We start from the raw sequence: 14,178 nt of genomic DNA, 5'->3' as shown, positions 1-14,178 counted from the left end.
ATCTATGAATACGAGGGAGCTTGAAAAGCAGTTGTGGGCTGCGGCGGATAAACTACGGGGTAATATTAGTTCGTCGGATTATAAATATGTGGTACTGGGGTTGATCTTTCTAAAATATGTTTCGGATGCGTTTTCGGCGCGGTATCAGACGGCGGTTGATGACAATTATGATCCAGAAGACAGGGATTGGTATCTGGCGGAGAATATTTTTTGGATTCCCAAGGAGGCTCGTTGGGAACACTTGGTGGCGAGCGCCAAACAGCCAGAAATTGGCGTCTTAGTTGATAGTGCCATGGAGGCGATTGAGCGCGACAACCCTAGTCTGAAGGGAGTGTTGCCAAAAAATTATGCTCGTGAAGCTCTGGATAAGCGTCGCCTAGGTGAACTCATCGATTTATTTACCAATATCAAATTTGACACTGCCAGTTCCAAAGATTTACTTGGTCAAGTCTACGAATATTTTATGGGTATGTTTGCCGACAGTGAGGGCAAGCATGGCGGTGAATTCTACACGCCGCGCTCCATCGTGAAATTGCTGGTAGAAATGCTTGAGCCATACAGTGGGCGCGTGTATGACCCGTGCTGTGGTAGTGGTGGTATGTTCGTCTGGAGTGAGAAGTTTGTCGAGGAGCACGCTGGGCGTGTCAGCGATATCGCGGTGTATGGTCAGGAACTGAACGAAACGACTTGGCGACTCGCTAAAATGAATATGGCAATTCGCGGCATTGATGCGAATATCAAACGTGGCGACACTCTGATGGATGACCAGCTCCCTGATCTGAAAGCTGATTACATTTTGGCCAATCCGCCGTTTAACATTAGCGACTGGGGTCAAGAACATTTGCAGGCTGACCCACGCTGGAAATATGGTCTGCCGCCAAAGGGTAACGCTAACTTTGCTTGGATTCAACATATGATTCACCATTTGAGCCCGCGCGGTACGGCGGGCTTCGTGCTGGCAAATGGGAGTATGGGCAGTCAAACTGGCGGTGAAGGTGATATCCGCAAGCAGTTAGTGCTTAATGATATGGTTGACGCCATCGTCACACTGCCGAGCCAGTTGTTTTTTAACGTCGCTATACCATGCTGTCTGTGGTTTGTGTCGCGCGATCGTACCAATCGTCATGGCAAAGTGCTATTCATCGATGGGCGTAATTTGGGTAAAATGGCAACCCGCCGTAACCGCGAGCTGACCGAAGAAGACATTGCCCGGGTGGCGAAGACATACCATGATTATAAAACTGCTAGTGCGGATTACGCCGACCAGCCAGGTTTCTGTAAAGTTGCTGAGCTGGAGGAGATTAAGCAACATGATTATGTGCTGACGCCTGGCCGTTACGTGGGCGTCGAGGAGGCGGAAGAAGACGATGAACCGTTCGCCGAGAAATTTGCTCGGTTGACTGCTGAGCTTGAAGGGCAGTTTGCGAAGAGCCGCGAGCTGGAGGCGAAAATCAAGGTCAATTTGGAGAAGATCAAACTATGAATCTTCAAGGGGAGCTAAGCACTGGGTCGACTATGAAGAACTTCTTTATAGTACAGTGGCTTTATATTAAAAAGACTCACCTTGTAGTTAAATTAGCACAAATCTATTCTCGTCCGTCGGTTTCATTCGGGAGTGGTTTGTGAGTAAAAAATACTCAATAGAATTTGCCGTAGAGGCTTCGACTGAATTCAAAGCGATCAATCGTCTCAAAGACCTAGGCGTAAGTCATGCCGATGAGGCGAAGTTATCCGACCTCGATCGGCAGGCCGGTCTCTTCATGATTAACGTATTGATGCTAGAGTCTGAAATGACCGATGAGGTGTATCATAAGATATCTAAGGCAAAAGACGTCTTCATACTTTCTGACGAACTTTCGGCTGCTCGGGGTGAAAAAATCTTACAGCTCACACTGGTGATTGAAAGGCAGCTTAAGAAGTTGCTCGTCTGTATAATCCCAGAGATAGAAAAGGTTTTGATAGATATCATTAGTAATCATCAGAAACATGGCATAAAATCAACACCTACAGGGATAATCGAGTGGTGTCAAAAGATTCATGATTTTTCATTTGGTGAGCTTCCGGGCGTTCTAGAGGAAGATATATCACGGCTTGCTAGGGAAAGGCTTAATACGGGAGATGCCATGCTGTTACTAATAGCAGAGTCGAAAGATTTTGATAACCTAAAGTTACGGGCGACAAATTTATTTGAGACCAGGACAGTTTGGAATAGTATTTGTTCTATTTTGGAAAGCCCCGTGCAGTACGAGCATATATCTGGAGCTTTGAATAAAGTTATAGATGCACGCAATAAAGCGGCGCATCAGAACATAATAACCAAAAAAATACTCGACCAAACTAGAAAAAATCAGAAACACATAATGTCACGCATTGGTACTATTAAGAGCACCTACCGTGAAAACCTAAAGGTGAACATGGAGCAGCTAAGCAATTCTATGAAAGCTATCATGGATTCTGTAGCAACGATTGATCCTACGATATTTACCGAATATCAAAAACAGATTTCTCAGATATTTCAACCTCTTACCGAAGCTGTCGCTAGATTGAAGCTAAATATTGCCTCGCCAGAATTCAAAAAAAATGTTACATATAATTCAGAAATCCAGTCTCAGTTATCGAAAGCCACTGCCGAATCTCTTAGAAATATGAAGTCCTTGCAAGTGTATAACGATATCACTAGAGAGCTGGCAAAAAATAATTTCACTAGGTATTTGCAAAATTCACTAAGCGAGATAGGCAAAATACAGCCAGATATTCAGAGACTACTTGATACAAAGGGGACGAGAGGGGGTGATGAGGTGGCAGAAAAAGATGAGGAGCAGAAACAATGATGCAGATTGTTTCGCTCTCCGATGCAATTACCTTGCAGCGTGGTTTTGACTTGCCCACCTCACAACGTAGACAGGGTAAATATCCAGTCGTAGCGTCTACCGGAACAACTACGACTCATGACAAGTTTAAGGTAAAAGGTCCAGGTGTGGTTATTGGTCGCTCCGGCAGTATTGGTGGTGGTCAATATGTCGAAAGTGACTTTTGGCCCCTAAATACTACACTTTGGGTCAAGGATTTTAAGGGTAATGATGAGAAATTTATTTATTATACTCTTAAGTCTTTAGACTTTTCTAGCTTTAACGTAGGTGCAGCTGTACCTACGTTAAATAGGAACCACTTGTCGGCGCTAAAAGTGCGCATTCCTGACGTAGATAAGCAAAAGAAAATTGCCAATATCCTCGGCAGTCTTGATGAAAAAATCGAGCTCAATCGCCGCATGAACGAAACCCTTGAGCAGCTCGGTCAAGCTCTCTTTCGCCATTATTTTGTCGATAATCCTGAGGCGAAGAGCTGGGACAAAAAACCGCTTGATGAAATAGCTAATTTCCTGAATGGTTTAGCTATGCAAAAATATCCAAAAATCAACGGACAACGTACCCTTCCTGTAATAAAAATTCGTGAGATGTCCAGTGGAATAACGGACTCTACTGATATCGCTAGTGCTAATATTCCGGAAGAATATATTGTACACGATGGTGATTTGTTGTTCTCATGGTCTGGTACGTTGATGGTTAAGTTTTGGAGCGGTGGAGACGGTGCACTTAATCAGCACCTATTTAAAGTTACCTCAGATAAATATCCGGAATGGTTATATTACTATTGGACAAAATATTATCTGGACCAATTTATATCAATTGCCAAATCAAAAGCTACAACCATGGGTCATATTCAGCGAAAGCATCTAAAACAGGCTGAGGTTATAATACCGCCGAATATTGAAGAGATGACCTCAGAGTTTACGTCAATAATTGACCAAATAAAAACTAATTTATTTGAGATCAATTCTCTCGTGAATATTCGTAGCTCACTTTTACCGAAGTTAATTTCTGGAGAGATTGAAATATGAAACGTACAAAAGCACAAATAAACAATTTATTAGATGATATAGCGCAATTTACTATACTATTAAGCGATAGCAATTACGGTATAAATTATGAGCCTAAATATCTAAATTTCTCATCTTTTGAGAGAATTATCGATGAAAATCTTGAATACTGGCACGATAAAAAGGGAGGTCAAGGCTTTCATGCGGAGTGGCAAAATATCAGAAATAAATTTAACAGCATTAAAGAATATTTAGAGTCCATCGGCGATAGTCCTGAACCAAGAGACGATATATTAAACTATCTACTTAGTAATCTATCCCATGACAGAGTCGATAATAATGGAAAGTATACATATAGAATATCTGTAAATAGCCCTATTATCTCCGATGCAAGTTGGCGATCCATAGATAGATTCATCGATTTTTATCTTGATCGTGTAGACGATGGTAGGGAATTGTCAGATGCAATACGAAGGTACGTAGAATTATGTAGAAATCCAATTCAGGTAGGAAGTAGTCTATATCAAAACTATAACTATTCATACTATCCTGCATTATTTATATTAAAAGATGAACTATCGCCTAAAAATGTAAGTATTAAAAATTTTGAACAAAAGACATTGCGGCCAGCGCGAGATAAGCTAGAACAGTTGTTGCAGGAAGCAGGCGAGAGCCAACAGGAAATAACCCGTTTTATAGAAGAGAAGCGTAAGGAAGTCCAGAATCAAGTTGATAAGAATATCGCTGAGATGGATGACTACAAATCTAAGGTCAACGATTGGGAGGCGAAAAAACATAAAGAATTGGATACGTTGGAAGATACCTATAGAAAGAAGTTACAGCTTGAGGCACCAGAAGAGTTATTGAATGAACGATCTGAAAAGTACAGGAAAAAAGCTAAGTATTGGACTGTTGGCCTGTGTGTTGTGGCGATTATCTTATTGTTTGTCATCGCCTGGTTTGTTCATTCGCTCCATGAATTTCCAAAGGGGATTACTGAAAAAGTGCCATTCTTGTCGCAGCAAGTACTGTTTATCGGCGCTATTTCTTTCTTTGTCTATATCATACGCGTCATGGTAAAAATCGTCATGTCAAATCATCATATTGCAATGGAGTATGAGCAAAAAGCGGCGTTGACAAGGTTTTATCAGGCGTTAACTTACGAAGGGATTGAGGTAGACGATAACGAGAAGTTAATCATCATGAGCGCTCTATTCTCTAAAGTTGACACTGGGCTGGTCAAAACGAATGAATCTGTTGATCTGGATAGTGTCTTGGGATTGATTGCAAGGAATTCTGGAAAATAAACATAAGTGTTATAATTATGAATAATGACGAAAGGAGTGGAGCATGGTAGCCAATAGCAACCCTAAGACATATACCTTAGAGTCAATAGAAAAAGTTGCATCTGATCTACATAGAGATTATGCAGATCAAAAAAGCTTAATTACAATTGGACAATTAAAAAATTTAGCAGAATCTATCGGGGCGACAGTCGAACTAGTTGTATTTAAACCCAATACAGTATCTGCAAGGGTTTCAGGAGAAGACGGCTCTTACAAGATACAAATATCTGAAAGTGAGCCTCTGCCAAGACAGAAATTCTCTCTAGCACACGAAATTGGACACATTATTCTACACGATGTTGATAAAGAAAAAGAATTCGTTGAATATCGTAAGCCAATTCTTGATTATGCAGATTCGTCTCTATTATATAAAGAAACGCAAGCAAATGCGTTTGCCGCAGCATTACTAATACCAAAAGAAGATGCTATAAACGTTTGGGATAGCGTGAAAGATATTGATGACTTTGCAGAAATGTTTGAAGTTTCAAAGGCGGCGGCATATAACAGGCTATCGAACTTAGGGCTACTAGAACTTTAATATGCAAAACCAAAAATTAAAAGGACTGAAAGACGGTTTAAAAGATGGTTTGATTCAACCTGACAGTGAGAATGTAACGACTAGCGGCGCAAAACCTTTGACGGGCTCCGAAGTTGAACTTGGTAAATCAGACATTAAAAGTAGTGACGGGTTTAACCTGCTTGGGGTGGTACTAGAGACGGCTTTTTTATTCACACTTTTTGAATATATAGCAGATAGGCAGTTTGACTCCAGGAGACGATCACTAAGGATTGCAAGAATGAGATTAATACACCCAATACTATACAAGGTGTGTATCTTTTTTGATTTTTTTGTTAGGGGTATTGTTGCACTTGCAATAGTAGGGTTTGCTATTTTTGCAGCATATAAGGTTATTAGATAGTTGTCGCATGTGAGTCTAAACCTATAACTAATTATGTTAGAATTATACTATAAATAGAAAATACTTATGACCGAATCCCAAATCGAACAATACGCGCTTGATATCCTGGCTAATCTCGATTGGCAGATTTTGCACGGACCGGATATTGGTCCGGATGGTGCTATGGCTGAGCGTGAGCTGCGGCAGGTGGTGTTGCCGGAGCGGCTATATAGTGCTTTGGTGCGGCTCAATCCGCACATTCCAGAACCGGCCTTGAATGAAGCGATGCGGCGTTTGACACAAATTAGTAAACCGAGCTTGATTGAGAATAATCACGAGTTTCATCAACTGCTGGTGGCGGGTGTGCCGGTGCAATATCGCATATCAAGTGGCGAAGTGAAACACGATATCGTGCGGGTGGTTGATTTTAACTCGCCAAAAAACAATGATTTTGCGGCGGTCAATCAGCTGACGGTTCTGCAGGGTGACTATAATCGCCGGCCGGATATCGTGCTGTTCGTAAATGGGCTGCCGTTAGTGGTGATTGAACTGAAGAATGCGGCTGATACGAAGGCGGATTTGGTAGCGGCGTATCAGCAAATCCAGACGTACAAGCGCGAGATTAGCGACTTATTTCGGTTCAATGAACTGTGTGTGACCAGTGATGGGCTAGAGGCCGAAATGGGGACGATCACTAGCCCGCTGGAACGAATGATGCCGTGGAAAACGATTGATGGCGAGAAAGAAGTTGGCAATGTGCCGATGCTGGAAGTGTTGCTGCGCGGTGCGTGTACTCCTGAACGCTTGCTGGATATTGTGCATAATTTTATCGTTTTTGAGCATGGCGATGGCGATAAATTAATCAAGAAGGTTGCTGCCTACCATCAATACTGGGTGGTGAATAAAGCGCTGAGTAGTACACTGGCGGCAAGTAGTGAGCATGGTGATCAGCGGGCTGGTGTAGTCTGGCATACGCAAGGGTCGGGCAAGAGCTTGAGCATGGTGTTCTATACTGGCAAGCTGATGAAATCGCGCGATTTGCATAACCCGACCATTGTGGTGGTGACTGACCGCAATGATCTTGACGGTCAATTATTCGGTACGTTTAGCGCCTGTCGCGAGCTCCTGGGGGAGGACCCAAAGCAGGCCGATTCACGCAGTGAGCTCAGGAAGCTGTTGCAGCGCGAAGCAGGTGGGATTATCTTCACAACAATCCAAAAATTCTCGCCTGAGGATGACGAGGATAAATTGCCAATTTTGACCGATCGACGCAATGTCATCGTGATGGCAGATGAGGCGCACCGCAGTCAATATGGCTTGAAGGCGCATGTCCGAGCCAGTGACGCCCAACTGGTATATGGTTATGCCAAGTATATGCGCGATGCCTTGCCGGGCGCGAGCTACATTGGCTTTACGGGTACGCCGATTGAAACGGACGATAAGTCAACGCCAGCAGTGTTTGGCGACTATATCGATATTTATGACGTCGAGCAGGCGGTGAAAGATGGCGCAACGGTACCGATTTATTATGAGAGTCGGCTGGTTGATTTGAATATGGACGAGGCAACGCGGCAGTGGCTGGATAAGGAAGTTGATGATTTGCTGGAGGGCGAAGAATTGAGTCGTCAGGATGCGTTGAAGGCCGAGTATGCGCAAAAAGAAGCCATCGTCGGTAATAGCGAGCGGCTGAATACGATTGCTTTGGATATCATTGAGCACTTTGAGGCCCGGCAAAGTGTCCTGAGCGGTAAAGGTATGATCGTGACGATGAGTCGCGGTATTGCGGCTGATTTGTATGAAAAAATTGTGGCGTATAGGCCGGATTGGCACAGTGACGATGATACACGCGGCGTGATAAAGGTGATTATTACCGGTAGTGCTAGTGACCCTGACTACCTGCAGCCGCACATTCGTAACAAGCAGCGGGTAAAGGCGATCGAAAAGCGTATCAAAGATCCAAATGACCCGCTTGAATTGGTGATTGTGTGCGACATGTGGCTGACGGGATTTGATGTGCCAAATATGCACACCATGTATCTGGATAAACCGCTGAAGGGTCATAATTTGATGCAGGCAATTGCACGAGTCAACCGAGTGTTTCCGGGAAAAACCGGTGGTTTAGTGGTTGATTATCTGGGTGTAGCAGGGGCGCTGCGCGATGCTATCTCTGACTATACGCAAAGTGGCGGGCAGGGTGCACCGCAGCTTGATATTGCTGAGGCGGTGGCGCAGATGCAGATGCGTTATGAAGTGGTACGCGATTTGTTTGGTAACTTTGATTATCGGCGATATTTTACCGCACCAACTAGCCGGCAGCTGCAAATTATTTTGGATGCCGAAGAGTATATTTTGGGGTTAGAAGATGGCGAAAAGCGATTGAAACAGCATGTACTGGAACTCAGTAAAGCATTTGCGCTGGCTATGCCACGTCCCGAAGCGTTGAAAATTCGCGAAGAAGTGGCGCTGTTTCAGGCGGTGAAAGCTCGGCTAGAGAAAGTGTCGAGCTCAGCAGTGGTGACTGATGCCGAGTATCGCAGCGCGCTGAAGCAAATTGTCGATAAAGCGATTGCGCCAGTCGGTGTGGTTGATGTGTTTGAGGCGGCGGGATTAGAAAAGCCGGAACTGTCAATCTTAAGCGATGAGTTTTTGGCAGAAATTCGTCACATGGAGCGCAAGAATTTGGCAGTGGAAGCGCTGCAAAAGCTGCTTGCTGATGAAATTAAACTACGATTTTCGAGAAATTATGCCAAGGATACGAAGTTCTCTGACTTGCTCAATCAAGCCTTGACACGATATAGAAATGGGACGATTGAGGCAGCGCAGGTGATTGAGGAATTAATCAACATTGGACAGAAAATTCGCCAGACTGTTGAGAACGGAGTGGTTGATGGCCTCAGCGAGGATGAGATTATCTTTTACGATGCGCTGGTTGAAAATGGCAGTGCCCGCGAAGTACTGGGTGATGCGCAGCTGCGTGATATTGCAAAAGTGTTGCTAGAGCAAGTTCGTCGTGATGCGACGATTGACTGGGCGGAGCGTAAAAATGTTCAGGCAAAACTGAAAGTTAACGTCAAAAAGACTTTGGCGAAATATGGATACCCGCCAGATCAGCAGGCGTTGGCAACTGACATGGTGTTAGAACAAGCCAAGCGTTATGGTAACGAGTGGAGTCAAAAACGCGCGACGTATGACGCTGGCGGCGGCGCGAGTTTGTTGGATTGATGCATATTAATTATGATAGATCAGGGTACAATAGGTATATGAGTAAATCTAAAAATCCTATTACTATCGCTCGTACTATCATCCGCATTGGTGACACTGCCAGGAGTGCCAATGATTATAGTTTGCTGGGCGCGCTACACGAAATGGTGGAGCAATTGTCGCAGCATGGCGTTAAAGACACTGATGTCGATATGGATTTGCTTCTGGAATATGTCGAGGCGGCGGATGGTTGCGACTATTGCCGTGTTGGTGATGGCAAGGATAGCGTTGACGAATTAACAACAAAAATCAATCAGCAGCTTGCGCGTCGCGGTCAGGCGCAGATGGAGGCGATCGATCAGTCTGTGCTGAAATTTGAGCCAATGATTCATCTGGTGACGGCGGCGTATGCTAAAAACGAAGATGGCATGACGTCGGGCTTATCGATAGCGCTGGTTGTTAATCAGGATGGATCGGTGGATTTGCCGCGCGAGCACTTTTTGAACGCAGAACTACCGGATTATTTTAGTGCAAATCAGCCATTTCATTGGGGTTCAGCTGGGCACGACTTGCCGTCAAAGTTGCATGGTTATCACTTGGTGGCCGGTTCGGTAGAAGTGCAGGAGATTTTACCGCGGGAGTTGGAGGCGATGTCGTTTTGAGGCGTCGTATGCGTAATGTATAGGAGGATTAATTTAATTAGCGTTATACTTAAGGATAGGACTCCGAGAGAAAGCGAGGGATAGTAAATGAAAAGGTCAGTCAAGATTAGAATTATTTTGCCTGATAAGAATTTTAGCGGTTTTGGTAATACTATTATTACTAGAAAACAAGTGAACTTGGATGATTCACTTAGAGAAGTCATCCTTGCTATTCTTAAAAAGCATCGTAATCATCTATCTAAATATTTAAGTATTGATGAAACTAGACCTATAGCAATTTATTTGCATAGCTCTGAGGATAATTTTAAGAAATATGGCTATTTTGGAATACCGTATACTGTAAATAAAGACAAAAGTGTAAAATTCTTAGCACCTACTGAATCATTGCATAGAATATGGACACTTAAGGAATTGGAAGAACTGGTTAGGACTGGTGTCTTAACGGGAGATGCTAACGATTTGGATGTTTATTTACCAATAGGCTTAGGTGCGGTTGGATCGGCGGGTTTTGACTGGTTGAGCTTTATTGTTAACACTATGACCGCAGCCTCATATGTTGGGCGGTTGCCGGGCTGTATCAAGAGAATAATTTACCACAAAAAGTATAAAAATATAAGAATAGTAGTAAACAAATGGATAAAGAACAATAATATAAAAGAAGCATACCAAATTAGAGAGTTTATAGACACTAAATCGGGATGGGAACTTAAAACACTTAAAACTATACTAGGTATTCAATATGATGCCGATATGATATGTATCTTAGAGGCTTTAGGATACGAACCATATGCAAATGAGTGGCGCTTGGGTAAATCGGCTGAGAGTAGAAAACGCCGACGCAGGTGGGAGTGCAACGAGAAGAAATACGCTAAATCTAGCTATAAATAAGTAAGAGTAAAGTGTCGTCATCGAATCCCTATATCTATGCTAGAATTAGTGTGTGAGGCTACCTTGCTCTAAAAATAAGCCTCCTTTCATAATAAGAAGTACGCCGTTAAAAATAATGCTGATCAGTCTCTATAATTAAGGACGACCTGGATATTAACCTGTCATCTCAATCCGAACTCTGTTAATTAGATAATAATTTGCCTGTAACAAAACTCTGTAATAGAAATAAGTATCATGAAAATCTCCGTCCATCTCAAACCCAACTCCCGCCACCGCGAAGAGGTCGTAATGAACGATGATGGCTCGCTGACGATCTATACCAAGGCGCCGGCCATTGAGGGGCGAGCGAATCTATCGGCGGCGAAACTACTAGCAAAGCATCTCGGTGTGGCACCCTCAAAGGTAAAATTGGTACGCGGTGCAACCTCGAAATACAAGGTGTTTGACATTGATCAGTCGGACTAATTCAACCGTTGTATCGTCACAAATGAATACCCCTGCTGCTTCAGTGAGCTGAGGATACACGGCACGGCATTGACGGAAGTTTGGTGAATGTCATGCATCAAGATGATGGCTCCAGGGCGAGCGCCAGCGACGGCGCGCGAACAGACAATTTGGCTATTCCGATCAGCCCAATCCCGCGTGTCGACCGACCACAAGATTGATGACATACCGCGTGCACGAAGCTGTTCCAGGACAACACCATTGACAGCACCATAAGGCGGGCGCAAGATGCTCGGCTTGACGCCAGTGGCTTGTCTGATGGCCTCGTTGGTACGGTCAATTTCGCCAGCAATTTGGTCAACTGATAGCTTAGGCAGCTCTGGGTGCGACCACGAATGATTACCCAGTTGATGGCCGCGCGAGTGCATGCGTCGCAGTATATCGGCTTGCGCGGAAACTTTGCTGCCAATCAGGAAGAAGGTGGCCTTAGCACTATGTTGATCCAAAATATCCAGCAGCTGCGCGGTGTACGGGCCTGGTCCGTCGTCAAACGTCAAGGCAATCACTTTACCTGGGTTTGCGGGTGTTGGCGCCGCAGGCGCTGGCTTTGGTTCTGGCGGCTTGGGAAAGTTGGCTAGCTTTTGGGCCGTCGAATTTTGCAGGTATTTGGCAACAGCAGCAGTCGGCACTTTGATAGTCAATTCGCCGTAGGCTGACGGCAAGAGCGACGCCTGTCCAATTGGCCAAGCCAAGGTGTTACCATCATCAGTGATGGTGAAGTTCGATAACGCCTCCTTGGTGATCATCTCCTCGAGATTTGCTTCTGGTTGGTGGCGTTGTTTGATGGTTTGCGCGACGTCGTGCCGGGCAGCTGCCACGATTGCCTTGATGGCTTCCTCCGATTTTTCAGTCAAATTATCCAAGCCAATCACCTCGCCAGACTTCTTGTCAAACGTCCAAAAATGCGTTAGTGACACCGGATGCGCGCCGTGCATGTCTTGTTTAATATTGACGATCATCGACAGAGCGGTCGAATTATTATGCGTAACTTGATAACTAATCGTCTCTGTCATTGGCCGGTCGAATGTCGGAGCGTTAGTGGCGGTGTGGCGAAAATCACCGTCGGCGCGGTCAATTGTTCGGGCGATGAGTTTGTTGATTTTGGAATTGCTGGTGATTGGGTATTCAATTGAGACTTTTTCGTGTTTGGTGTCGCGTGTTACGAACTTGGAGCGGATGCCAGCATAGCGTGAGTCGGTGAAGTAATATTTTTCATCTTCCAAGACCGTTGGGCGCTGTGCTGGTGGTTGCTTGGAGTGGAAGTAGAACAATACACCTATCGCGGTTACCATCAGTAAAAGCAGTGTAGTGAATAAAATACTGCTCAGTCTGGGTCGGTTCGCAGGAGCTGTATTAGTTTTTGGCCCACGACTGGGCCGAGCTGATTGTCGTTTTGCCGATGATTTTTGAGGCTTACTTTGTATTTTTTTGGTGGGCATCAGTCCGCTCCGCCGGCTTTCAAAATTGCCTTCAGTCCATTTTCGCCGCCCATAAATCCACTGGCGACATAGTCATTGACTACCATGTATGGTAGACCACTCACGCCAAGCGAGAGGGCTTTCTTGGTATTATTCTCAATCTCGTTTTGGTGCGGTTTCTTAGTCATACAATCAGTAAATTTTGCCTCGTCCATGCCGACATTTTTGGCAGAAGTCAGGAAATATGCCAATGGCAGAGGCGGAATTTTTTGTGGTGTGGCGACGTTCTTTACGCCAATTCCTTTATCAAAATAATCACGTTTGATGCGCGGCACGATGTCGTGGGTATATTGCCAATATTTGTCTTGGTCGGCGGCGCAAAAGGCAGCGTGAGCACCAGTTTCTGTGTTGTCGGTGACTTCTTTGAGTAGTGTCACCACGCGGTGTTCGTAGCGAACTTTACCTGATTTGATGTACTCATTTTTGAAGAAATCAGCGTTGGTGGCCGCCTCAACTTCTGCACAGAACGAGCAGAAATAATCAGTATAATCAACAAATACATGCTTGGCCTCGGCAGAGCCTTGCGACATTTTTTCATTCCATGGTTTGCCGTCACCAACGTGGCGATTTGGTGGACGATTAACGATGCCGTAGATAAACAAGGCGACGATTGCCGTGATCAAAATACCTGAAATAACCCAAATGATTGCTACACCCGCTGATTTTTGTCGATTCATAGTTCCTCCTGTTTTGCTAATTCGGTATACATAAAGGCGATTTGTCCAGACTTGTAGAGTGAAAAGAGGCTTAACAGCAGGGCTAACATCAGGACGATGGTGCCAGCGACGGTGGCGGCAGTGGCAGCGGCAGCACCTGAGAAGAACACGGCAACGAGCGGCAGAATGAGTGAGGTGCCGCAGGGAACGCAGCCCAGCCCGATGGCAGCAGCCACAGAGGCCAAGCCGCTGAGTCCGACTTGTCTGGTGACCGACTGTTCATTGCGCTTATTTTTCTTGGCAGTGAAAATGACGACGGTAATTGACAGTCCTTGGAGGAGTGACACCACAAGGAGCAATGCACCATTTAGTGAGCTGAATCCCTGTTTGAATATATCAATGAACATGGTTCCGATAAGGGAGATTTTGTCTAATACTGGTAGTCGCGACATCATCAGTGGGCCGTAAAAATTGGCATTGATGGCAAAGAAAATAATGAGTGCAAACAGCAACGATAAAACAACCGCTAGCAGTAAGTATTGTGGCAAGCTGAGAATTTTGCCAATTCCCGACAGAGCTGACTTAACCGATCGCCGTTTACGGTATACCCGGCAAAACTGTGCCATGAACCTATTATACGCTAAAATTGAATAATAGTCTGTATTCT

Annotated in this window: 13 protein-coding genes; 10 read left to right on the top strand and 3 right to left on the bottom strand. The window is 44.7% G+C overall.

The features are described 5' to 3' along the window. Positions 1-4 precede the first annotated feature (4 nt). From FBF27_04280 to FBF27_04235, 10 genes are all read left to right on the top strand, one after another. Positions 5-1,483 (top strand): SAM-dependent DNA methyltransferase, encoded by a 1,479-nt coding sequence (locus FBF27_04280; GenBank protein QJU09595.1) that lies wholly within the window; start codon positions 5-7, stop codon positions 1,481-1,483. A 139-nt stretch (positions 1,484-1,622) separates the two neighbouring features. Then, positions 1,623-2,831 carry a hypothetical protein gene (locus FBF27_04275; GenBank protein ID QJU09594.1) on the top strand — a complete coding sequence of 403 codons (1,209 nt, stop codon included), beginning with the start codon at positions 1,623-1,625 and terminating at the stop codon, positions 2,829-2,831. After that, positions 2,828-3,898 (top strand): restriction endonuclease subunit S, encoded by a 1,071-nt coding sequence (locus tag FBF27_04270; protein ID QJU09593.1) that lies wholly within the window; start codon positions 2,828-2,830, stop codon positions 3,896-3,898. Before FBF27_04275 ends, FBF27_04270 begins: the two co-directional genes overlap by 4 nt. Then, the gene (locus FBF27_04265; GenBank protein ID QJU09592.1) at positions 3,895-5,184 is read left to right on the top strand and encodes a hypothetical protein; all 1,290 of its coding nucleotides are present in this window, start codon (positions 3,895-3,897) and stop codon (positions 5,182-5,184) included. Before FBF27_04270 ends, FBF27_04265 begins: the two co-directional genes overlap by 4 nt. 43 nt (positions 5,185-5,227) lie before the next feature. Next, entirely contained in the window at positions 5,228-5,761 is a 534-nt protein-coding gene (locus FBF27_04260) for an ImmA/IrrE family metallo-endopeptidase (GenBank protein ID QJU09591.1), read from the top strand. 1 nt (position 5,762) lies between these two features. After that, complete coding sequence (locus FBF27_04255) at positions 5,763-6,143, top strand: hypothetical protein (protein QJU09590.1); 381 nt, start codon at positions 5,763-5,765, stop codon at positions 6,141-6,143. A gap of 66 nt (positions 6,144-6,209) precedes the next feature. Then, positions 6,210-9,344, top strand: a complete 3,135-nt coding sequence (locus tag FBF27_04250) for a type I restriction endonuclease subunit R (protein QJU09589.1) — start codon at positions 6,210-6,212, stop codon at positions 9,342-9,344. A gap of 38 nt (positions 9,345-9,382) precedes the next feature. Then, positions 9,383-9,985 carry a hypothetical protein gene (locus tag FBF27_04245; protein ID QJU09588.1) on the top strand — a complete coding sequence of 201 codons (603 nt, stop codon included), beginning with the start codon at positions 9,383-9,385 and terminating at the stop codon, positions 9,983-9,985. An 87-nt stretch (positions 9,986-10,072) separates the two neighbouring features. Further along, on the top strand, positions 10,073-10,873 hold the full coding sequence (locus FBF27_04240) for a hypothetical protein (protein ID QJU09587.1): 801 nt from the start codon (positions 10,073-10,075) through the stop codon (positions 10,871-10,873). A 234-nt stretch (positions 10,874-11,107) separates the two neighbouring features. Further along, on the top strand, positions 11,108-11,338 hold the full coding sequence (locus FBF27_04235; protein ID QJU09586.1) for a DUF167 domain-containing protein: 231 nt from the start codon (positions 11,108-11,110) through the stop codon (positions 11,336-11,338). Here FBF27_04235 and FBF27_04230 read toward each other — a convergent pair. Genes FBF27_04230 through FBF27_04220 form a run of 3 tightly spaced genes read right to left on the bottom strand, consistent with a single transcriptional unit; the run spans position 11,335 to position 14,137 of the window. Further along, positions 11,335-12,816: a hypothetical protein gene (locus FBF27_04230; GenBank protein QJU09585.1), complete on the bottom strand. Its 1,482-nt coding sequence runs from the start codon at positions 12,814-12,816 to the stop codon at positions 11,335-11,337. The genes FBF27_04235 and FBF27_04230 overlap by 4 nt on opposite strands. Next, positions 12,816-13,532, bottom strand: a complete 717-nt coding sequence (locus FBF27_04225; protein ID QJU09584.1) for a hypothetical protein — start codon at positions 13,530-13,532, stop codon at positions 12,816-12,818. Before FBF27_04225 ends, FBF27_04230 begins: the two co-directional genes overlap by 1 nt. After that, on the bottom strand, positions 13,529-14,137 hold the full coding sequence (locus FBF27_04220; protein QJU09583.1) for a hypothetical protein: 609 nt from the start codon (positions 14,135-14,137) through the stop codon (positions 13,529-13,531). Before FBF27_04220 ends, FBF27_04225 begins: the two co-directional genes overlap by 4 nt. Positions 14,138-14,178 lie beyond the last annotated feature (41 nt).

It is taken from the genome of Candidatus Saccharibacteria bacterium oral taxon 488 (genome assembly GCA_013100805.1).
Classification (GTDB): Bacteria; Patescibacteriota; Saccharimonadia; order Saccharimonadales; family Saccharimonadaceae; genus Nanosynbacter.
Note: the sequence above shows the minus strand (reverse complement) of the source record. Positions and strands in the feature narration are given on the sequence as shown.